Genomic DNA, 20,732 nt, shown 5'->3' on the forward strand with positions numbered 1-20,732 from the left:
CAGCAGAGATGAGGTCTGTGACTCCCCTTCAGGAGAGCCACAGACCGTGCGATTAACGCATTTCGCGGTCGTCGACGTACTGACGTTTATCCGGTGCTGGCGGGAAATACTGATACAGCCAGGTCTCGCTGATCGCATCGCCCTGACAACGCAGGAACATGCGCATATCTACCGGTTCGGTTGAGTCAGAGGTCGGATACCAGTCAAACTGAATACGATAGCCATCGATCGGCTCAACGTAGAGGATTTCAATCTGCTTCGCTTCGCCGCTTGAGAGCGTAATCACCGGCTCAATACCTTTCGGCGCAGCGGCTTTCAGATCGCCACCGACGAAGTCAACGGCAAAGCGGCGCGCCCATTTTTCCGGGTAATGCTCGCCCGGTGCCCACCCTTCCGGGAATCCTCCCATGCCAGTGCGGGTTGCCAACACACGCGCCAACGGTGAGCGTACCGGTGGCTGTGCGCTCCAGTACAGGCGATATTTGAACTCCAGATCGTCACCAGCTTTGATCGCCTTCTCCGGCTGCCAGAAGCAGACAACGTTATCCAGCGTTTCACCGGTGGTTGGGATCTCCATCAAGCCAATGGTCCCCTTGCCCCACTGGTTACGCGGCTCGACCCACAGGCTTGGGCGCTTATTGTACCAGCCCATGATGTCCTGATAGTGGGAGAAGTCACGATCCAACTGCAACAGGCCAAAGCCGCGCGGGTTGTTATCGGTGTAGGCATTGAACTGCAGTTTTTGTGGATTGTTCAGCGGACGGCAGATCCACTCCCCGTTGCCGCGCCACATTGCCAGGCGGTCGGAGTCATGGATTTGCGGGTGAATGGTATCGCACATCCGACGTTCGTTATTACCGCAGCTAAACATGCTGGTCATCGGCGCAATGCCGAGCTGTTTGATGTCTTTACGGGCGTAGACATGGTTCTGCACATCCATGATCACCTGCGTTTTCTCACAGTGGATCACAAATTTAAACGCACCGGTTACGCTTGGGCTGTCGAGTAGCGCATACACCGTAAAGCTGGTCGCACCCGGTTTGACCGTTTCGAACCAGAACGCGGTAAAGTCAGGAAACTCTTCTTTGCTGTCGGTATAGGTATCCACCGCCAGGCCACGCGCAGACAAACCGTACTGATAGGTGTCATCGACGGCGCGGAAATAGCTGGCACCGAGGAAAGAAACCACATCACGACGGGCCAGTTCTGGCGCTTTAAACACGCGGAAACCAGCGAATCCGAGATCGGTTTGCCCTTCGAGCTGTTTGGTATCTACGCCCGCATCGTTGTATTTGAACAGTTCAGGGCGGAAGTGGATCTCACGCGCCAGATGCGTACTGTCATCAACCGAGAACATGCGCACGCGGCGACGAAACCCCATGCCGACATGGAAAAACTGCGCGTCCAGCTGACGATTTTCAACGTTATTCCACAGCGACTGCTCGGCGTCGTACTGAATACTGTTGTAAGCCTGAGGCGTGAGTTTCGCCAGCGTATCCGGCAACGCGCGCGGCGCACCGCCCCACGGTTTTTGTGCCAAATCATGGGCCATTGATTGCAGTACGGAAAAATCAAAACGTACGGTTTTTCCGTCTGCAATGTCAGACTCTGCCGCATAGGCAGCACGGGAAAAGAGTGATGCAATACCACTGGTTCCGCACACGGCGGCCATTGCCATTGAACCTTTAATAAATCGTCTACGATTCATGCCTGAAAGTAAGTCCTTCTGGTCGTGTGAATGGTCCCGCGCCGGTCAAAATCTGCGGCAAGAGAGTGCACATTTCTGACCGCTCACTCTAGACAAAATTCATTAATAATCCAATTGTTGGTCGCCGATTATCTGTACAAAATCGAAAATATATTATGTCGATGGGAACAGACCGAATCCCGTGTAAATTCCATTAAAGTAAACCACAGCGCCGTTTACTGCGCTCTTCAGCCTCCCGATACAGCACAAACTCATCATAAACCGCACAGCCCAGTGCCTGTTCAAACGCATCCCGACTGGCGTTACCATGACTGCGCGCCTGGGTTTCATTGCCCAGATTAGACTGGAAAATGCCCGCAGCGCTCACCGGTAAGAAATCTTCGTAGGTGATCGGTTGAGCCACCAGCCAGCCTCGTTCGATCAGCGGCTGCGGGTCATCCTCCGGTCGGATCGCCTGACGATGCGCCTCGCCCGACGGCGTTAGTCGATAGCGGAACCAGGCCAGCCCCTGCTGGCGTAGCAAAAACTCACTGTCAGGGAAGGCTTTAAACACCTCTTGAAGATGCAGCTGGTGCGTCAGGTTGTCTTTACCCGTTCCCGCGTGACTCAGAAGTTCATCATATAACTGCCTGCCTTTTGGGGTCAGCGCCACGCCACGCTGTTCAATCTCGCCAAAACGTGCGGTGTGCGTACCACGCATTTCACCGGCAAACAGCACCGCCTCCTCCAGCGCTTTAAAGCTGGTCTGGCGCAGCAGAATAGGCACCTCGCGCCGCGGCGGCCCTTCAATAAGGATTTTCGGTTCAATGCCACATTCCGGCATCATCGACTGCACACGGTCGATATCCAGCGTGCGTGGCGTCAGGTGGTTAATGTGGCAACCGGGGAAACACACCACATCAGCAATCAGTCGATGTTCGTTGTGTAGCGCGTGATAGGTCTCTTCATCTACCGTAGCGTGCTGATGCCAGCGGAAGGTTTCCAATGCTTCATGCACAAATTCCTGAGTCTGGGCAGATGTAAAACTACCCTGCGCATCAAACTCATCCAGTAATTCGTGGCAACGGCGCGTAAAAATATCGCGTTTTGCGAGAATATCCGCAGCCCGCTGGCGTAATGTTACGTTATCGATCAACTCGAGGCGCAATAGCGAGGTAAACACCCGAAACGGATTACGCGAAAGCGAAGCATCATCGATGGGGCGAAACGCCGTGGAATGGACGGGAACGCCCGCCTGGGAGAGATCGTAATAGCTGACCGGGTACATGCCCATAATGGCAAACATCCGCCGCAGCGTGGATAATTCCTGCGCGGTCCCTACCCGGATCGCACCGTGGCGCTCAACGTTAAGACGCGCTAACTCATCCGCATTGGCCAGTTTTTCATGCAGCGTCGGGTTATTTTCCAGTACCGCCAGATTCACATCAGCGACAAGTTCCAGCAACGTGCCGTACTGCGGGACTTCCTGCTGGTACATTGCTGACATTGCCTGCGAAAATTGTTCCCGAATCTCATCTGCCGTGATGGTGTTCGCCATAATGTCATGCCTCCAGTGAATATTACCTGGAGTGTAGAGAACGCTACCGAGTCCGGTGGGAAGAATTTACAAACTGTGATCCCGCATGAATTCCCCCCACCCGCGTAGACGATGAACGGTGCTTACTGGCGTGGTTTCAAATGGTTTTCCAGCCACGGCAGCATCTGTTTTTTACGACTCAGCATCCCTTCAACCTTGCAGGGCTGCGCGATATCTGTCAGTTCTTTTCCGGCAAACCACAGGCTGGTGTCGCCTTTGTTGATATCCGTCAGCATCAGCACGACCAGCGCAGCGTGGCGTTCCTCAGCATAGCGCACCATTTCCGCACGCAAATCGTCCAACACCGGCGCCACCTGATCCAGTGCGTAAAGCTCGAGCTGCGCCACGCAGACCTGGTGCCCATGAATCGTGAACGTTTTGCAATCTTTATTGAGAAGTTGCCGGGCGCTCATCCCCTCCACGCTGGTTTTAGCTGATAGCAGGTCGCGGCAGAATGCCTCCCGATCAACTCCCGTTTTTTCGACCAACGCGTCTACCGCCTGGCGGTCATCTGCCGTAGTGGTAGGTGAGCGTAGCGTGACAGTGTCACTCAAAATGGCCCCCAGCAGCAACACGGCCTCGGAGGAAGAGATCTGGCGACGCTCCTCTTCCGACATCAGTTGCCATAACAGCGTCGCGCTACTGCCGACCGGTTTCACCCACACTTCCGGCGGTAAACTCGTCATCAAACCCCCGAGGCGGTGATGATCGATAATACCAACGACATTACTCTCAGCCAGAGAGTCTGGACCCTGAGCGGGTTCAGTAAAATCCACCAGCCAGACATCTCTGTCGGTCAACGGAAACGTCAGCAGTTCGGGCATCGAGAGTCCCGCGTGCTCAAAGATAAATTGTGTTTCACGGTTAGGTTCACCCGCGCGCCATGCCGTCGCCTGCTGGCCGCGTAAGGTTAACCAGCGCGCAGTCATCGCGGCGGTGCAGATGGCATCGCTATCGGGATTAAGGTGCCCTATGACATGTATCATTAATCAGTGCCTTGTAATGTGAAGAGAACAATAACCAAAGTATAACGATCGGGTACATTCCCTTCCATGATCCCGCTGCGCAGTCAGGCAGTACAAAACATAAGCAAAATAAATCAGTTGTAAGTAAAATACGATAAATGTTAATAATATTTTGCTATCAGGTTATCAAAAACCAACAACTTTACTTGCTACCGATACGGCTCTGTTTTTAACATCGCTTATGGAAAAAAATGTTCTGTTCAATCAGCGTATTCGCTTGCGCCATCTTCACACTTTTGTCGCCGTTGCCCAACAGGGGACGCTGGGGCGCGCGGCTGAAACCCTAAACCTGAGTCAACCGGCTCTCTCCAAAACACTCAACGAACTGGAGCAACTGACCGGGACACGCCTCTTCGAGCGCGGTCGCCTTGGTGCGCAGTTAACGCTACCCGGCGAACAGTTTCTTACCCATGCGGTAAGAGTGCTGGACGCACTCAATACGGCCGGTCAGGCATTAAATCGTCGGGTAGAAGCACATAATGATGTCGTGCGCATCGGGGCACTACCGACGGCTGCACTGGGTATTCTTCCCGCCGTCATTGGTCCGTTCCACAAGCAGCAAATGGAGACCACGCTGCAAGTTGCCACCATGAGTAACCCGATGATCCTCGCTGGGTTAAAATCCGGGGAAATCGATCTCGGCATTGGCCGGATGGCCGATGCGGAACTCATGGTCGGGCTAAACTACGAATTATTATTTCTCGAGTCGCTCAAGCTGGTAGTACGCCCTAACCACCCGCTGTTGCAGGAAACCATCACGCTAAGCCGGGTGATGGAGTGGCCGGTCGTGGTATCGCCAAAAGGTACCGCGCCGAGGCAGCATGCGGAAGCCCTGCTGCTAAGCCAGGGGTGTGAACTGCCGCGAGGTTGTATTGAAACGCTGTCGGCATCGCTGTCGCGCCAGTTGACAGTGGATTACGACTACGTATGGTTTGTGCCGTCAGGCGCGGTGCGGGAAGATTTACGCCAGGCCACACTGGTGTCATTACCGATACCGTCGCAAGGATCCGGCGAACCCATTGGCATTTTGACCCGTAGTGACGTTCAGCTTTCTACCGCCGCACAGATCCTCATCGCCGCGATCCGCAAAACTGTCCCGTTTTGATCTTTCCCGCCGCCAAAAATAAAGGGACCCGCGGGTCCCTTTATCGTTAAAACGTTTCCCAATTCTCACCGTGGGATGGCGACGTTTGCGGCGACGAATAAACCGGTGTGGCAGCAAGGGGCGCGCGTTTTTTCACGCTGCCGCCCTGCAAGCGAAAGGTGCCAACCGCCTGGGTTAAACGTGCAGCCTGCTCCTCCAGCGAGGCCGCGGCAGCAGACGCTTCTTCGACCAGCGAAGCGTTTTGCTGCGTGACTTTGTCCATCTCTGAAATCGCCTGGCTCACCTGCACGATGCCCCGACTTTGCTCATCGGAGGCGGCAGCAATCTCCAGCATAATATCGGTCACGCGTTTTACCGCATCGACGATATCCGTCATGGTATTGCCTGCAGCCACCACTTCCCCGGAGCCTTGATCAATCAGCCGTACGGATTCGCTGATTAATCCTTCAATCTCTTTTGCTGCCTGGGCACTACGGCTTGCCAGTGTACGCACTTCGCTGGCCACCACCGCAAAGCCGCGCCCTTGCTCGCCTGCTCGCGCCGCTTCCACCGCCGCATTCAGCGCCAGGATGTTGGTCTGGAAAGCAATGCTGTTGATGACGGCGGTAATTTCAGAGATTTTCTTCGAGCTGGTCGAAATGTTGCCCATGGTATGCACCACGCCAGAAACCATCTGACCACCCCGACTGGCTTTTCCGGAAGCATCTTCCGCCAGTTTACTGGCATGATGTGCATTATCGGCGTTCTGTTTCACCGTAGCCGTCAGCTCTTCCATACTGGCCGCCGTCTGTTCAATCGCCGCAGCCTGCTCTTCTGTACGCGATGACAGGTCCGTATTCCCCATAGAGATTTCACTGGTCCCGCGATAGATTTCTTCTGCCCCCTGACGCACGGTTCCCACGGTTTTCACCAGTGAATGCTGCATAGTCTGCAAATGACGGCTCAAACGACCAATCTCGCTGCGCCCGGTGGGCTCATCCTGCATGGTCAGATCGCCCGCTGAGATTTGCTCAATGCGTTGGGCGGCGCGCAGCAGCGGATGGATCACGGTACGACGCAGCACCATAAACGTCATCAGCGTCAATGCCAGTGCCAGACCGAATGCGCCCAGCATAAAGACCATGCCAATTTGTGTCCGATGATGGGCCTGCTCACTGAGCTGGTTTGCCCTTGCGGTGCGGATCTCAATGGCCTTCAGCAGCGCTTTGTTGTAGGCGGTATCCAGCGGTCTGGCCTGTTCATTTTCATGGTTAATGATCGCTTCAAACATGCCGTTTTTGGCGTACTTGAGCATCGGCTGCAAACCGTCGATATAGGCTTTGAAACTGGCGCTCAGTTCAGCGTCCAGCGCTTCATCTGCCGGCGTTTTCACCGCCCGAGACAAATAGGCATTAAAGCCCTCCTGCGACTGCTTAATCCGCTTTTCCGCCTCCGCGATATTGGCCTTCATATCGTCCATTTCGGCAATACGACTCGCCGCACCAGCATGGATCATATTGATACGCGAGGTGCGCAAGTGGTTAGAGCTGTTCGATAACCCCATCCTGACCTGAATTTCATCAGTCACATCGCGCTGATCGCGGTCGGCCTGCATAAGAAAATAGCTCGCCAGCCCGGAACTTAAGGCGAACAGCAGAAGGATGCCACCGAGAATGGAGGAAAACAGCGGAACCAGTCGGATTTGATGCAGGAAGCCCAGTTTATGCTGGGCCTGCATCGATGTTGTGTTGTCCATGACCGTCGACTCTCTTGTAGGGTTTATGCGTGAAAACACGCCCGATAGATAGTCATCGGCAATCCGCCAGGATTGCTTACCGCGAAAAGCGCCGGTTTCGTCACACTTTCACAACATCATTCTAAAAAATTCAGGAAAGTGCCAGCGGAGAGTTCCGCTGGCGGATGGATCAGTTATCGCCAAAGTGGATAACAGTACGAATAGACTTACCCTGATGCATTAAATCGAACGCCTCGTTGATCTGCTCCAGCGGCAGGCGATGCGTAATAAACGGATCTAACTGAATTTTCCCGCTCATTGCGTCTTCGACCATGCCCGGCAGCTGCGTACGCCCTTTCACACCACCAAATGCGGAGCCGCGCCAGACGCGTCCGGTCACCAGCTGGAACGGACGTGTTTTGATCTCCTGCCCAGCTCCCGCCACGCCAATGATGATGCTCTCGCCCCACCCTTTGTGGCAGCACTCCAGCGCAGCACGCATCACGTTCACATTACCGATGCATTCAAAGCTGAAGTCCACGCCGCCGTCGGTAAGCTCAACAATCACGTCCTGCACCGGCTTATCGTAATCGTTCGGATTGATGAAATCGGTCGCACCCATTTCACCGGCCAGCTTGAATTTCTCCGGGTTGGTATCGACCGCTAAAATGCGCCCGGCTTTCGCCTGTACCGCGCCCTGGATCACCGCCAGACCGATACCGCCCAGACCAAACACCGCCACGGTGTCGCCTTCTTTTACTTTTGCCGTGTTATGGACGGCGCCTATCCCGGTGGTAACGCCACAGCCCAGCAGACAGACTTTGTCCAGCGGTGCCTGTGGATTGACCTTCGCCAGTGAGATCTCTGCGCACACGGTATATTCACTGAAGGTGCTGGTGCCCATATAGTGATAAATCGGCTCGCCGTTGTAAGAAAAACGCGTTGTGCCGTCTGGCATCAGACCTTTACCCTGGGTCGCGCGCACGGCCTGACAGAGGTTGGTTTTGCCCGATTTACAGAACTTACACTCGCCACATTCGGCGGTGTACAGCGGGATCACATGGTCGCCCGGTCGCAGGCTGGTGACGCCTTCGCCCACTTCAACCACAATGCCGCCGCCTTCATGGCCCAGTACTGCCGGGAATACACCTTCCGGATCGTCGCCCGAGAGCGTAAATGCGTCTGTATGGCACACACCGGTGTGGGTGATTTTAACCAGCACTTCCCCTTTTTTTGGCGGCGCGACGTCGATTTCAACAATTTTTAACGGTTGGCCGGGGCCAAATGCAACTGCAGCACGTGATTTCATTTGTCTCTTCCCATTATTGCGAGGTGATGGTGTTATTTTAGATAAGCGCGCAGAAGATGGCCGATTTCAGCCATACGCACGGCACGCTGGTCCGGGGTGGTCTCCCCACTGACCAGTTCATCCTTCAGGTGGATCTCAACCATTTCGCCCATCAGGCCGTTGGATGCACCGCGTACGGCGGCAATTTGTTGCAGGATCGCCAGACAGGGTTCGCCTGACTCCAGCGCGCGCTCGAGCGCATCAACCTGCCCACGAATACGTCGTACACGAGTGAGAATGCGTTTTTTATCTTCAGGTGAATGCGGCATACGCCCTCCGGATACTATAGGGGGGTATTGTATCTCTTAAGGCAACTTTATGTAAACATTAAGTTTTACATGGTTATCAGGCATTTACGCGGTATACACAAAAGGCACTATCGGACATAAAGAGACTTTTTACTGCCCCCAAATTGCCCCCAAACCGTATTTTGCCCCCAAATTTGCCCCCAAAATTCACGCTATTGCGTAGCTCCTTCCAGTTTCACAACACGCCTCTTTACGCATCTCAAGCTGATCAGCATAATCACCACGAATCCGTTTGTAAGACTTAACCAGCGCGCGCTACTTTTTCTCTCTACCCTATACTTTCAGTCTGACATCCGACTGGAGGTTTCTATGTGTGGACGTTTTGCACAAGCCCAAACCCGCGAAGAATATCTGGCTTATCTAGCCGACGAAGCCGATCGTAATATCGCGTATGACCCGGAACCAATTGGCCGGTACAACGTAGCGCCCGGAACAAAAGTCTTGCTGTTGAGCGAACGCGATGAGCAACTGCACATCGATCCTGTTTACTGGGGCTACGCGCCCGGGTGGTGGGATAAACCCCCACTGATTAACGCGCGTGTCGAGACGGCGGCTACCAGCCGAATGCTCAAGGCTCTGTGGCATCATGGCCGGGCAATCTGCTTTGCGGATGGATGGTTTGAGTGGAAAAAGGAAGGCGACAAGAAACAGCCCTACTTCATCCACCGTGCCGACGGCCAACCCATATTCATGGCGGCGATCGGCAGCACGCCTTTCGAACGCGGCGATGAAGCGGAAGGCTTTCTCATTGTGACGTCTGCAGCCGACAAAGGTCTTGTTGACATTCATGATCGTCGGCCGCTGGTTTTGTCGCCAGAAGCGGCACGTGAGTGGATGCGGCAGGATATAGGCGGAAAAGAAGCTGAAGAGTTAGCAGCCGACGGCTCAGTGCCAGCCGACAAGTTTGTCTGGCATGCTGTGACGCGCGCCGTTGGAAATCCGAGAAATCAGGGAGCCGAGTTAATCGAGGCTTTCCCTTAACCCTGTAATAATATCAGGTATCCTCCTGCTAAGTGCGGTAAACTAATCAACATAGAGTTATATCTATTTTTAGATAAATCTCTAAATATATTAAGCATGACACGGTAATCCCCCCGAAAAACCGGTGTGTTCATAAGTAGAATTTTCTCGTAATCTGAACCGGGGAGATCTCTATGAAAAAATCACGTTTTACTGACAGCCAGATCATGTCCATTCTGAAGCAAGCCGAGGCCGGAACACCGGTGGCGGAACTGTGTCGTGAACATGGCATGAGCAACGCCAGTTTCTATAAGTGGCGTTCGCGTTTTGGCGGGATGGATGCCTCCATGATGACCCGTCTGAAAGAGCTGGAAGACGAAAACCGCCGCCTCAAAAAAATGTATGCTGAAGAGCGCCTCAAAGCCGAAATCATTCAGGAAGCCATGGCAAAAAAGTGGTGAAGCCATCGCGTCGAAAGCTGATGGCGCAGGATGCGGTCAGGAGCCGGAATGTCAGCATACGTTTTGCCTGTCACCTGTTTGTTGTCAGCGAAAGTTGCTATCGCTATCAGCCTCAACTGAATGAGGAAAATGAGGTCATTGCCGACTGGCTACTGCGCATTACGGGCAGTCAGCGCAACGTAAAAGGCTTCCGCTTCAACCACAAAAGGGTGTACCGGATTTACTGCGAGCTATCGCTGAACATGCGCATCAAGCCGAAAAAAAGACTGAAACGGGATAAACCTGAACCGCTGGCAGTGCCTGAAAGCAGCAACGAATGCTGGTCGATGGACTTCATGCACGACCAGTTATCGGATGGTCGCTCAGTCCGTCTGCTGAATGTTATCGATGATTTTAACCGTGAGGCACTGGCGATTGAGGTCGATTTTTCTCTGCCGACCAGTCGGGTAGTCAGAACACTTGAGCAACTCATCGCATGGAAGGGAAAGCCCGCAGCCATTCGGTGTGATAACGGACCGGAATATACAGGGAGGATACTGATGTCATGGGCCGCACAGCAGAATATAAGCCTTCGTTTTATTCAGCCCGGCAAACCTCAGCAGAATGCCTATATTGAGCGATATAACCGGACAGTGCGTTATGACTGGCTGGGGCAGCATCTGTTTTCATCGCTGGATGAATTGCAGAGCTATGCCACGCAGTGGCAATGGTTTTATAATCACGAACGACCAAATATGGCGTTGAATGGCTACACACCGATGCAGCATATACAACGCATGGCCTGACTCTACTTATTGCCTCCGTTAAAAATGGGGGGATTACCCATGCTCTTGACCTTCGATAGTTGCAATATCGTTGATAATATTCATTTGATTAATAGCCTCAGCGTTTCAGTAGAGTTAAATTAACAAGATAAATTATCGACCATATGCCGGAAAACTTTAACGTCATCATCAGCGACTACACATACTTAGTCTCGGCCATTAGCTCATCACAGCATTAGAATTTTGAAGGGGCAACCCAAAAAAACCCGCTAAAGCGGGTTTGCCGATCAGTCGCGACCAAAAGAGGAACAAAAGCCATATTAAAAAAGCGATAAGCTTTGCCCAGTGTCCACTGGTGGTGGAGTGAAAGTGACGACGCGAATTTGATCCCCGAGCAGAAGAAACTTATCCAAGGAGAGCGGCGGTATGGTAGCAAAACCTGCGCGCCCCTTCCTTCTTGCAACGTCTCTCGCGTCCATAAGGATACGGCCTAACACGTTCATGCCATAAAAGTTACCTTCGGAGTCTTTACTCGCCCCCCAAAATTGATCCTTCTCTGAGTGTTCAACGATGTCATGTTCACCAGTGCTATCCAAAAGAGCGAAAAATGTTTCCCAGTTCTGGCAAAGCTTAACGCAAACGCACCACTTCATAATCGAAACTCGATTCTTTTCCCAGCCTAAACGGGTCTTAGCTTCAAAGGATCTGGCAGTCTGCTTGGCTTCGTAGGGGTTGCCTTGAGTAATGATGGCTTTTTGGATCTCCGGGTAGTCTGGGTACCGGCATGCTTGATACAGTATTTCACTCGATTGGATTGGCAACCCATTGATTAACAATGGGTAACCTTTAGCCATGTTGGAAAGACCACCCCATTTTTCGGTGGTTTTCCTGAAGGCTACTGTGTTCTTCAGTGGGTATAATCTATAGCTCATGTCACACATTATACCCATTACGTCTCATAAGTGGATACCAGCAATCCAATGCTGGTTGCCGGGTTTCTTGATAAGTACCCCACCAAAAAGCCAGCGGTGCATTGTTTGGACAATTTCTGAAAGTAAATATTGTGCCGCCAAACCCAACACCTCTAAATGTTGAAAAACCTAAAGGTTTTATCACAGGCCTTGGATTTTGGCTGTATCCAAGGATCGTAAATCCTATTCTAGTTAGAATAGCTTCAAACCTGTCACGTCGGTTTTCATCTGGAAAGATATTATTTGCTTCATATCCATTCCGATAGGTCCCTGTATAATTTTGTGTTTGTGTTGCCCATAAAGGCAAAGAAACACTTTCTGCTTTTGGCCAAAAAACTCCCGACCGATAGGAGTTACGAAGCTGATTCTCTATGCATACGAAATCCGCTTCAACGACACCAATCCGGATATTCCTATCGGAAAAATCACTTTCAAGTTGATCTTTAATTTTCCATTCGGAAAATGTGTGCATCGCCATAAAAGAAACATATATGCTTATATTTTCTAAATTGAAATGCTCTATAAACCAAGATAAATCATGTATCGCTTTTGCTCCTGAGAAGGAAACGTCATCTATATATACAAATTCGCTAAAAGAGTGAACCCATTGTTCGTTGGAATTTCTATATACGATGTTGATATCATCTTCTCGATAAGATTGAAGCAAATCCAAGTATTCATGCTGACTTGAGCCCTGCACTTGGATATCGAGAAAAGCTGCGTCGCTGAAAATTTGTTCGTTTCCATGATTATTAGCTGTATGACTCGCTGCGTTGTGATAATCGCTCTCGCGAATATAAGCTAGCTCCAATAACCGATCAGTTTCTTCTAAAACAAACCGCCTATCGGCTGGATCGAATTGTTGGATCCAGCGACTCACATGCGCAATATTCATACCGCTTTGTGGCGGATGTCGATAGTCAGTGAGTTTGCTTGCAATTTGACCCATGAGATCTTCATCGGTGATACCATTGTCACACATCGACTTTTCCTATCATTAAAGTTCAAAAATTCAGAATACTCCTAAAATAAATAAATAAAACTACTAGAATTCATTATGTTAACAAAAATCACATTTTGTAATCTTCATCAGTGTTTATGGAGCGAGCATGGCTCAGAGCCACAACAGGAGATTCACATGATCAGACCATGCATCGAAACCGTGGAGAGCTTTTTGGGCGAATAGCTTTGTGCGCGGGACATAGCCTGGCAGTCGAATCGGTAATTCCTTTACATAGTCGTGTTTACGTGAACGCTCATACGGCGGCGCGGAGAAGTGCAGGATGGTCGAAGCAACCTGCCGCGTTGATCGCTTCCCATTAATCGCTAACAGCCAATCTATACTGTTCGCCCATGCAGGGGTTAGTCAGTTCACATATGAACTGCCGGCAGATATCCTCTACCACCAAAAAAACCCGCAGAAGCGGGTTCAAAATTATGGACAGATTCAGCCAAACGTCCGCAAGTGTTCTATGAACTGCACAAAATTCATTATTACAAATACAATCTGTTGAGTATCACTAACTTTATTAGCTAATCATGTTCGGGCTTACTTCGAAGAGGTGAGAGAACATCGCCATTATGAGGCGCACCGCATTGCACACCATAATCTACTAAAGCTGTATATCCATCTTCAGTTGTCAACTCATACTCAACGCCTTCAGGTATAAGTATCCAGTCACCCTCTTCGTATTTAACCCCATTTAATAATACTGATCCTTTCAAGAAAAAACGAAATACAGGCTCATCATGTGAGTGTGGTACGACCTTCACACCTGGAGCCACAGTCGTAACAGAAAGCAATCTAAACATTTTAAAATCTATCGGGATTAGAGATTTATCAATACGATTAGGTATGACAGTTAATGGGTGTAATTTTGCCCAATTAGTTATTGATTTGCTTGATATAATTTCTGTGACTTTTTTTGGGTCATACATCATTTTCCAGTTAATTTTATCAACACGATCCTTCATACTCGGCATAGGACGCCCTCTTATCAGAATTTTATGATATATGCTGTGAATAGTTGTTGAGGATATAACATCCTCAAAATAAGTATCATCTATATTTATAAAACTTCAACTATATGCTAACAAATCACGTCACTATATTATTAGCTATTATGAAATGTGACACTACGCATCGTTTATTTGCGTTCTTCTGGATAACTCCTGCCCACCTATCCATCACCGAGTTACTGGCTTGCTTTCGCATTCAGGTAGTGCAGGAGCTGTAATGTCTTTTCCAACTGGTGTTGAAATCCATAACGGCAAAATCCGTATAACTTTCACCTACCGCGGCAAGCGTTGTCGCGAGGTGCTGAAAGGTTGGGTGAACACCCCTGCAAACATCAAAAAGGCCGGAAACCTGCGAGCGCTGATCGTCAGCGAAATCCAGATGGGAGAGTTTGACTATTCCCGGCGGTTCCCTGAGTCGAAAGCCGTTCAGAAATTTACGTCTACCCGCGTGGCGTATACCTGGGGCGATCTCAACGAAATGTGGCTGGCCGCCAAAGAGGAGGACGTTTCAAGGAATACTATGACGCGACTGCTTGCCCAGCTCAGAACGATAAATCGAATTATCGGGGAGAATACGCTGATTGCAGACATAACCCACAGCGACATGCTGCGGTACAGGAAGGAACTTTTACGGGGAGAGAGCTTTTACGCGGAAGGAAACAAACGGAAAAAAACGGGCCGCAGTGTTAATACAGTTAACGACTATATCTCTGTGGTCTGCCAGATGCTGCGCTTTGCTCATCGCAGCCGGTTCATTACCGATAAGCCTTTCGAGCACATCACGAAACTGCACAAAGACAGGAAAAAGCCTGACCCGTTGCAGCGGGATGAATACGCCACCATGATGCTGGCGATAAGTGGACAGGATCGGAATCTTTGGCAGTTCGCGATGAACGCCGGACCGCGCCACGGTGAGATTGCTGCGCTCGCATGGGATGATGTTGATCTTGAATCAGGTAAGGTTCATATCCAGCGCAACCTGACTGCACAGGGCGATTTTGTCCCACCCAAAACAAAAGCAGGCGACCGGGTGCTCAACCTTATCGCCCCTGCTCTCGATGCGCTGCGTGCACAATATGCGCTCACAGGCCATTTGCCAGAAACCGAAATCGTACAACATTTCAGAGAGTACGGAAGCACGAAAGTTCAGAAACATCGCTTCGTTTTTCTGCCTGGCCTGAAAACAAAAAACCCGGGGAAATTTTTTTCCACGCAGTCGATATCAGACCGATGGGATGTTTGCGTTGAGAAAGCGGGCATTCGCCGCCGGGCTCCGTATCAGTCCCGACATACTTTTGCATGCTGGTCTCTGGCCGCAGGCGCAAACCCGTCGTTCATCGCCAGCCAGCTCGGGCACGAAGATGCAGAAATGGTCTACCGCGTGTACTCAGCCTGGATCAAGGAATTCGACGGCGAACAGGTCGAGCTGCTAAACCAGCGTTTAGGGTTTGCCCCCAATACGCCCCAGGAAAGAAAAATCATAAAAATAAACGAGTAGAATCAGCAACCTGAGAGACTCACCCTCTACTATAGGGGGGTATGGTATTTCATTTAATAGCCCCGTGTAAACGGTGAAATTTATGGGGTCATGAGGAGAGGCGCCATTGACCACCAGTATCGGGTAATTAAATAAATGCGAGGCGTCTCCAGAAAATAAATAACATCTCCCTGTTTTATACAATCAACTCACCCGCAGCAAATCCGCAAAACGCGTGGTATATCGTGGGGATAGCATTCCTCGTTTCATTTTCCACTGCTGTTCTATTCCCTGCCCGGCAAACCAGAGCGTTCCGCGCCCTTCTTTATTGAGCCGATCCACCACGGTCATCAACTCCGCGCTGTTGCGTCGAGGGCCATTGTCATCAAACAGATTCAACTGTGCCACGCCTGAACTGAAAAAATCCCCCAGCATCACGCCCGCTTTTTGATAGCGCAGTCCGTCCCGCCAGATAACGTCCAGGCAGCGTGTTGCCGCATTGATAATATCCCGACTATCCTGGGTGGGGATCAGCAATTTGGTCGACGCGCTATTAGCATAATAAGGTTCATTCGGGGCAAATGGACTGGTTTTAATAAACGCAGAGATAAACTGACAATACTGGTGTTCCCCGCGCAATTTTTCTGCTGCACGCGCGGCATAAGCGCAAATCGCCTCCCGCATGGCGTTGTAATCCGTGAGCCTCTCACCAAACGATCTTGAGCAGATGATTTCCTGCTTCACCGCTGCAAACTCTTCAAAACCCAGGCAGGGTTCACCGCGTAGTTCACGTACGGTACGCTCCAGTACCACGCTGAAATGCTTGCGGATAACGTCAGTGTGGGTATCCGCCAGATCCAGCGCACTCTTGATACCCATCGCGTCGAGTTTCTTGCTGGTACGGCGACCAACGCCCCAAACATCATCGACCGGAAGCGCCGCCATCAGCTTACGCTGGCGTTCCCTGTTCGAGAGGTCCACTACGCCGCCCGTCTGCTGTTGCCACTTTTTGGCCGCATGGTTCGCCAGCTTCGCGAGGGTTTTGGTGGGCGCAATACCTACGCCGACGAGCAGATGTGTGCGCTTGTGCAGCGTGTGTCGAATTTCACGTCCAAACGCCGCCAAATTGCAGCAATTCCTGACTCCAGAGAGATCGCAAAACGCCTCATCAATTGAGTAGATCTCCACCCGTGGCGCGATCTCTTCCAGGGTGGTCATCACCCGCTGGCTCATATCGGCGTACAGTTCATAGTTGCTGCTGAAGGTAACAATCCCGTGCCGGCGGAAAATTTCTTTCTGTTTGAAATAAGGTGCGCCCATTGTTACCAGCCCTTTGGCTTCGGCGCTGCGGGCAATGACGCAGCCGTCGTTATTCGATAGAACCACCACCGGGCGGCCTTTCAAATCCGGGCGAAACACGGTCTCACAGCTGGCATAGAATGCATTTACATCACAGAGCGCAAACATTCTCACCCCGTCGATTTGACGATAAAAGTCACAACACCAAAGATATCGAGCGTATCTTCACTGCTGATCCGAATCGGTGACCAGGCGCGGTTCATCGGATTAAGCTGCACGGTAGGTCTGAGCTGGAGACATTTTACTGTAAACTCACCGTCCACCGCGGCAATCACAATATCCCCGTGAGCGGCGGTTCTGGCGCTGTCAACAATCAACAGATCGCCCTCATTGATCCCGGCATCAACCATCGAATCGCCTGCCGCTTTCACAAAGTAGGTCGCGCTGGGGTGCTTGATCAACAAGGCATTCAGATCAATACGCTGCTCCACGTAGTCCTGTGCCGGGCTGGGGAACCCGCACGCGACAACATCACTGAAAAGGGGTAGCGCGATCGCCTCGCGCGGTTCTGAAGGTCTGTACAACATCATGACGCATCCCTCACATACTGTTTTTATATACAGTAGTTGTAGTGAAGCATGCAATCAAGTGATGGGAAGACGGGCGCTGTTTATTGCTTAACCACCTCACGTGTAAGTATGGGTTGCGGTTAAAAATATCGGTTTTGTAAATTATTTCGGGAGGCCCAAATGTTGACGTTTTTTCAGCCAACCACACCACCGCTGCGCTGAATTTAACTATTTCTGAAACCGTTCACGTTGTGTTTTATCCGCCTCTTCTGCCTGGTTTGCCAACGGCTGGAATTGAGCCGGACCATAAAATACTTTTGGTAAAGGAAGTGATTCCATCGACGTTCCCGGATATATTTGCAATTCCCCCAGTCGAGACAACTGATACCCCAACACCACGGCGGGCATTGTGAGCATATAAGGTGCCGTTTTTTCGTAAGAGACCGGGGTCGGTAAGCGATTGTGGTCGAGATTATAATTACGCTTCAGCACCAGAAATTTATCAGGCACCCTGCGTTTGCTATTCCACCAGTCACCGTCCAACTCACGAAACTTTCTTTCGGTTTCGGTTCCGGTGACCACCCCGAGCTGCAATAGCGCATGGCGCAGCTCACCGTCCATCGCGGCGTTATAAGCATCGATAGTTTCTGCTTTTCCTTGCAAAATCACGTTGATGGCAAGCCGTGCCCCCAAAAGATTTGAATATAAATCTTCCGGTGAAAATGCAGATATCTCTTCGGAAAATCCGGGAACAGACTGAAAACCGTACCATTGTGCAATTTCGTGCCACTGTGCCAACTGAAACGCCAGATGGCCTGCCAGCCAGGCCGCCAGGGTATAGCGCTGGGACAGTGAAGACGGCGGCGTAAATGCCAAGAGCTGCACTCGGCGAACGCCCAACTCTTCACTGTAGAAATAACGCCAGCGCTGACCCAGTTTGGGAAGAATACGCGAGAAAATATAGAACGTATTATCCGCCGTATCGCGAACATGGGCGATATCAATAAACCCACCGCGATGGGTATAAATAAGACCGCTTTTTTCTGCGCTGAGCCCGACAATATTCTTCACGGCACCCAGCGCACTATCGTTATAATGATGGCTACCCAGCGTATCCAGAGTCAGGACGTTGCCAATCTGGTAAACCGGAATCGGGACCCCAACCGCTCGGACGTGAAGATCATAGCCAAACGCACAGCAAGGACGTAACGACTCCGGCGGCGAAAGCTGACTGACGACCGGGTAAACCTGGCGCGCGTGCTTTATCGGAAACAGGTCCCCTTCTGCACAGGCCAAACCCGCCACCAACCACAAAAACATTAACCCTTTACGCATTCAGAAAGCCTCCGCAACCTGAAAATAAAAACCGGCACTTTCTTTACCAAACCCCAGATCCAGACGCACGTTCATCGCGGGCTTCACTTCAAACCGATATCCCACGCCTGCCGTGGGTAACAACGGATGATCGTCCAGCGCGCTGATGTTTTTTCCCAGCGTCCCGGCACCCAGCCACAATACATATCCGTGTCGCCAGTTCAGCTTTCGTCGGTACTCTACCTGCCCACTGACAACATCGTTGTCCCGGTAGCGGCCCTGATAATAGCCACGCATCCGCCGATCGTCGCCAGCCATCGACAACCGATCCCAGGGAACATCCCCTCGCGTAAAACGGCCCCAGAGATCAAAGGCCAGTACCGTTTTTTCATTCAGTAAGTGGTAGTAATCGTATTGCCACTCGGTTGCGTTGAAATGGGTGTCAGACCCTACCGATGGATCGAACCAGGTGTATTCCACTTTAAAGAACTGTCCTCGTTGCGGGCGAGTGATCGCATCGCGAGAATCGTAATTCAGGCTGATACTGGCACCCGATGCAAGTGAGGAGGACTGCGCGTCATAGCGTGTAAAGGTGTCATCCGCGCGGGGATCATCAATAGTCGCGTGCAACGTTGAAAAGTCCCAACCGGCGCCAAGATAAAGATTTTTAACGACCTCCCGCATAATAATCGGATGCACGCGGATGGCGTTATTGGTGTACTCCTGCTCATTGCCCTGCGCCGCATCGTAGCCAATGCCCCAGAAACCAGTCGGCACTCTGTTCACCGAACCGTCAACAAACAGTCGCCAACGATCGTCAGTAAAAAAGGTGTAACTGCTTAACCCAATCCCTAGTGCACCGCTGCTACTGACATAGCCGGTAAAAGACAGCGACGAGTTCTGGGTGGTTTTATCATTGGGATCGACCCGATAAATTCCCGCCACGGCCATCCCCAGACCCAGCCTGAGTTCAGGGGTATAAAACGGGCCCGGCAACACGCTCCAGTTAACGCCCTTCTGCGGATCATAGTGGTTATCGGCCCCCAGGCCGGAAAGCAGTTTATCTACTGATTTTTGATCCAGCGCTACTGCCGCCGAAGGCCAGGCGGTCAGCGTCAGTGACAATGTCAGCATGATGCGATGGGGTCTCATCAGAAACGGTACTCTCCCGCCACGAAGAAACTGTTACGCTCATTGAAACCGAATTCTGTGAGGACATTAAATTGCGGCGTCATTTCAAACTGGGTACCAATCAGCATATTCCAGGGTGATGTTAGCTTCTGTTTAACATCAAACCGCCCTTCATTATTCTGGTTCACGGTGTCAATGAGCGGTTGCAGTGCAGCGGGCATATGCAAGTCGGAAAGGCTGCCCCGGAACTCCTGCTGAACATTCTGGTACATACTCCCCAGCCAGACGCTAAGGTGAGACTCTCCGACGGGCCCCTGGAAACGAAAACGGTATCCCACCCGAGGTGACACCGTTAGCGCCGAAATTTTGCCATCCAGAATGTCGAAATCAGTACGGGTGTAGTTGGTGTCCACCAACGCAAACCAATTTTCATATCCGCCCGCCAGCGTGATCCCGGTTCCCCAGGTCGTGCCTTTGAAGTCGAGAGTAAAATCGATATCCTGCAATTCACCACTCTGATAAAGCTGATGCACCGACGAGGCAATCACCCTGTCAATACCGGTATAGCGTGTCGGATCGGCATCGACGGAAACGTTCGATACCGATGAACCGCGCGTATGTCCCACTAACCCGTAGATATTGAGAAACGGAAACACCCACATATCGATACGCAGGTTTTCTGATTTACTTTGCTCACGGGTATGCCCGGCATCAATATTAAACATATCGGTCGGGATAGCATGGTTACCCAACGCCAGCCCTGAAAAACCAATGCTGTCGACGTCAATGTTCTGGCGCATATTCATATAGCTGAGATTGACGCCAAACGGCAACGGAATCGAGTATCCACGGGCTTTGGCCTCTTCTCCCCAAATGGGAAAGGTACGCTCTTCCGTATCCGCGGCACACGCCACACCAGAAACCAGCAGAAGCGGCACCATCGTATTAGTCCATCTCATTATTATCCTCATTTATGTCTCGCT

18 protein-coding genes are annotated in these 20,732 nt (G+C 51.3%); 4 read left to right on the forward strand and 14 right to left on the reverse strand.

The annotated features are described in order from the left end of the window. Positions 1 to 52: 52 nt before the first annotated feature. The 3 genes from FCH32_RS11005 to FCH32_RS11015 form a co-directional block, all read right to left on the reverse strand. Positions 53 to 1,708 carry a glucan biosynthesis protein D gene (locus tag FCH32_RS11005; RefSeq protein WP_117342838.1) on the reverse strand — a complete coding sequence of 552 codons (1,656 nt, stop codon included), beginning with the start codon at positions 1,706 to 1,708 and terminating at the stop codon, positions 53 to 55. A gap of 193 nt (positions 1,709 to 1,901) precedes the next feature. Then, positions 1,902 to 3,245: a 2-oxoadipate dioxygenase/decarboxylase HglS gene (gene hglS / locus FCH32_RS11010; protein WP_135912002.1), complete on the reverse strand. Its 1,344-nt coding sequence runs from the start codon at positions 3,243 to 3,245 to the stop codon at positions 1,902 to 1,904. A gap of 122 nt (positions 3,246 to 3,367) precedes the next feature. Then, on the reverse strand, positions 3,368 to 4,270 hold the full coding sequence (locus FCH32_RS11015; RefSeq protein WP_174360891.1) for a manganese-dependent inorganic pyrophosphatase: 903 nt from the start codon (positions 4,268 to 4,270) through the stop codon (positions 3,368 to 3,370). A gap of 220 nt (positions 4,271 to 4,490) precedes the next feature. Here FCH32_RS11015 and FCH32_RS11020 point away from each other — a divergent pair, with 220 nt between their 5' ends. Further along, entirely contained in the window at positions 4,491 to 5,414 is a 924-nt protein-coding gene (locus FCH32_RS11020; protein ID WP_217438990.1) for a LysR substrate-binding domain-containing protein, read from the forward strand. Between the two features lie 46 nt (positions 5,415 to 5,460). Here the strand turns inward: FCH32_RS11020 and FCH32_RS11025 are convergent, their stop codons facing one another. The 3 genes from FCH32_RS11025 to FCH32_RS11035 all read right to left on the reverse strand — a co-directional run bounded on the left by FCH32_RS11025 (position 5,461) and on the right by FCH32_RS11035 (position 8,745). Next, positions 5,461 to 7,149, reverse strand: a complete 1,689-nt coding sequence (locus FCH32_RS11025; protein WP_153879607.1) for a methyl-accepting chemotaxis protein — start codon at positions 7,147 to 7,149, stop codon at positions 5,461 to 5,463. A gap of 169 nt (positions 7,150 to 7,318) precedes the next feature. Beyond that, entirely contained in the window at positions 7,319 to 8,437 is a 1,119-nt protein-coding gene (locus FCH32_RS11030) for an S-(hydroxymethyl)glutathione dehydrogenase/class III alcohol dehydrogenase (protein ID WP_117342845.1), read from the reverse strand. A gap of 32 nt (positions 8,438 to 8,469) precedes the next feature. Next, complete coding sequence (locus tag FCH32_RS11035; RefSeq protein WP_003833178.1) at positions 8,470 to 8,745, reverse strand: metal/formaldehyde-sensitive transcriptional repressor; 276 nt, start codon at positions 8,743 to 8,745, stop codon at positions 8,470 to 8,472. A gap of 348 nt (positions 8,746 to 9,093) precedes the next feature. Between FCH32_RS11035 and FCH32_RS11040 the strand changes: the two genes are divergently transcribed. Continuing rightward, positions 9,094 to 9,765, forward strand: a complete 672-nt coding sequence (locus FCH32_RS11040) for an SOS response-associated peptidase (protein ID WP_174360892.1) — start codon at positions 9,094 to 9,096, stop codon at positions 9,763 to 9,765. A gap of 173 nt (positions 9,766 to 9,938) precedes the next feature. Then, a protein-coding gene (locus tag FCH32_RS11045) for an IS3 family transposase (protein ID WP_174360893.1) occupies positions 9,939 to 10,990 on the forward strand; the annotation gives its coding sequence in 2 pieces (ribosomal slippage) (positions 9,939 to 10,191 and positions 10,191 to 10,990; 1,053 coding nt in all). Between the two features lie 299 nt (positions 10,991 to 11,289). On the opposite strand, the gene FCH32_RS11050 is transcribed toward FCH32_RS11045, so the two are convergent. The 3 genes from FCH32_RS11050 to FCH32_RS11060 all read right to left on the reverse strand — a co-directional run bounded on the left by FCH32_RS11050 (position 11,290) and on the right by FCH32_RS11060 (position 13,923). After that, a complete protein-coding gene (locus FCH32_RS11050) occupies positions 11,290 to 11,901 on the reverse strand; it encodes an NADAR family protein (protein ID WP_174360894.1) in 612 nt (203 codons plus the stop codon). Position 11,902: 1 nt separating this feature from the next. Next, complete coding sequence (locus FCH32_RS11055) at positions 11,903 to 12,889, reverse strand: phosphoribosyltransferase-like protein (RefSeq protein WP_244958403.1); 987 nt, start codon at positions 12,887 to 12,889, stop codon at positions 11,903 to 11,905. A 584-nt stretch (positions 12,890 to 13,473) separates the two neighbouring features. Then, positions 13,474 to 13,923, reverse strand: coding sequence for a cupin domain-containing protein (locus FCH32_RS11060; protein WP_174360896.1), 450 nt, complete (start codon positions 13,921 to 13,923; stop codon positions 13,474 to 13,476). A 253-nt stretch (positions 13,924 to 14,176) separates the two neighbouring features. On the opposite strand from FCH32_RS11060, the gene FCH32_RS11065 reads away from it, so the two are divergent. Then, positions 14,177 to 15,457, forward strand: coding sequence for a site-specific integrase (locus tag FCH32_RS11065; RefSeq protein ID WP_174360897.1), 1,281 nt, complete (start codon positions 14,177 to 14,179; stop codon positions 15,455 to 15,457). Between the two features lie 183 nt (positions 15,458 to 15,640). Here FCH32_RS11065 and FCH32_RS11070 read toward each other — a convergent pair whose 3' ends face one another. The 5 genes from FCH32_RS11070 to FCH32_RS11090 all read right to left on the reverse strand — a co-directional run bounded on the left by FCH32_RS11070 (position 15,641) and on the right by FCH32_RS11090 (position 20,708). Next, positions 15,641 to 16,903 (reverse strand): Y-family DNA polymerase, encoded by a 1,263-nt coding sequence (locus FCH32_RS11070; protein WP_135911994.1) that lies wholly within the window; start codon positions 16,901 to 16,903, stop codon positions 15,641 to 15,643. 2 nt (positions 16,904 to 16,905) lie between these two features. Then, complete coding sequence (locus tag FCH32_RS11075; RefSeq protein ID WP_117342847.1) at positions 16,906 to 17,325, reverse strand: translesion error-prone DNA polymerase V autoproteolytic subunit; 420 nt, start codon at positions 17,323 to 17,325, stop codon at positions 16,906 to 16,908. Between the two features lie 207 nt (positions 17,326 to 17,532). Beyond that, positions 17,533 to 18,639 (reverse strand): DUF4056 domain-containing protein, encoded by a 1,107-nt coding sequence (locus tag FCH32_RS11080; protein ID WP_137399060.1) that lies wholly within the window; start codon positions 18,637 to 18,639, stop codon positions 17,533 to 17,535. Continuing rightward, positions 18,640 to 19,770, reverse strand: a complete 1,131-nt coding sequence (locus tag FCH32_RS11085) for a BamA/TamA family outer membrane protein (protein ID WP_117342849.1) — start codon at positions 19,768 to 19,770, stop codon at positions 18,640 to 18,642. It abuts the gene before it with no gap. Beyond that, positions 19,770 to 20,708, reverse strand: a complete 939-nt coding sequence (locus FCH32_RS11090; protein WP_174360898.1) for a porin family protein — start codon at positions 20,706 to 20,708, stop codon at positions 19,770 to 19,772. The genes FCH32_RS11085 and FCH32_RS11090 overlap by 1 nt, the downstream gene beginning before the upstream one ends. Positions 20,709 to 20,732: the final 24 nt, after the last annotated feature.

The sequence above is a fragment of the Citrobacter gillenii genome (assembly GCF_013337685.1).
In the GTDB taxonomy this organism is placed as follows: Bacteria; Pseudomonadota; Gammaproteobacteria; order Enterobacterales; family Enterobacteriaceae; genus Citrobacter; species Citrobacter gillenii.

Excerpts from the sequence above, each read along its gene's own strand:
- FCH32_RS11005 (WP_117342838.1), bottom strand. The coding sequence starts at position 1,708 with ATGAATCGTAGACGATTTATTAAAGGTTCAATGGCAATGGCCGCCGTG.
- hglS (WP_135912002.1), bottom strand. The coding sequence starts at position 3,245 with ATGGCGAACACCATCACGGCAGATGAGATTCGGGAACAATTTTCGCAG.
- FCH32_RS11015 (WP_174360891.1), bottom strand. The coding sequence starts at position 4,270 with ATGATACATGTCATAGGGCACCTTAATCCCGATAGCGATGCCATCTGC.
- FCH32_RS11020 (WP_217438990.1), top strand. The coding sequence starts at position 4,491 with ATGGAAAAAAATGTTCTGTTCAATCAGCGTATTCGCTTGCGCCATCTT.
- FCH32_RS11025 (WP_153879607.1), bottom strand. The coding sequence starts at position 7,149 with ATGGACAACACAACATCGATGCAGGCCCAGCATAAACTGGGCTTCCTG.
- FCH32_RS11030 (WP_117342845.1), bottom strand. The coding sequence starts at position 8,437 with ATGAAATCACGTGCTGCAGTTGCATTTGGCCCCGGCCAACCGTTAAAA.
- FCH32_RS11035 (WP_003833178.1), bottom strand. The coding sequence starts at position 8,745 with ATGCCGCATTCACCTGAAGATAAAAAACGCATTCTCACTCGTGTACGA.
- FCH32_RS11040 (WP_174360892.1), top strand. The coding sequence starts at position 9,094 with ATGTGTGGACGTTTTGCACAAGCCCAAACCCGCGAAGAATATCTGGCT.
- FCH32_RS11050 (WP_174360894.1), bottom strand. The coding sequence starts at position 11,901 with ATGAGCTATAGATTATACCCACTGAAGAACACAGTAGCCTTCAGGAAA.
- FCH32_RS11055 (WP_244958403.1), bottom strand. The coding sequence starts at position 12,889 with ATGGGTCAAATTGCAAGCAAACTCACTGACTATCGACATCCGCCACAA.
- FCH32_RS11060 (WP_174360896.1), bottom strand. The coding sequence starts at position 13,923 with ATGCCGAGTATGAAGGATCGTGTTGATAAAATTAACTGGAAAATGATG.
- FCH32_RS11065 (WP_174360897.1), top strand. The coding sequence starts at position 14,177 with ATGTCTTTTCCAACTGGTGTTGAAATCCATAACGGCAAAATCCGTATA.
- FCH32_RS11070 (WP_135911994.1), bottom strand. The coding sequence starts at position 16,903 with ATGTTTGCGCTCTGTGATGTAAATGCATTCTATGCCAGCTGTGAGACC.
- FCH32_RS11075 (WP_117342847.1), bottom strand. The coding sequence starts at position 17,325 with ATGATGTTGTACAGACCTTCAGAACCGCGCGAGGCGATCGCGCTACCC.
- FCH32_RS11080 (WP_137399060.1), bottom strand. The coding sequence starts at position 18,639 with ATGCGTAAAGGGTTAATGTTTTTGTGGTTGGTGGCGGGTTTGGCCTGT.
- FCH32_RS11085 (WP_117342849.1), bottom strand. The coding sequence starts at position 19,770 with ATGAGACCCCATCGCATCATGCTGACATTGTCACTGACGCTGACCGCC.
- FCH32_RS11090 (WP_174360898.1), bottom strand. The coding sequence starts at position 20,708 with ATGAGATGGACTAATACGATGGTGCCGCTTCTGCTGGTTTCTGGTGTG.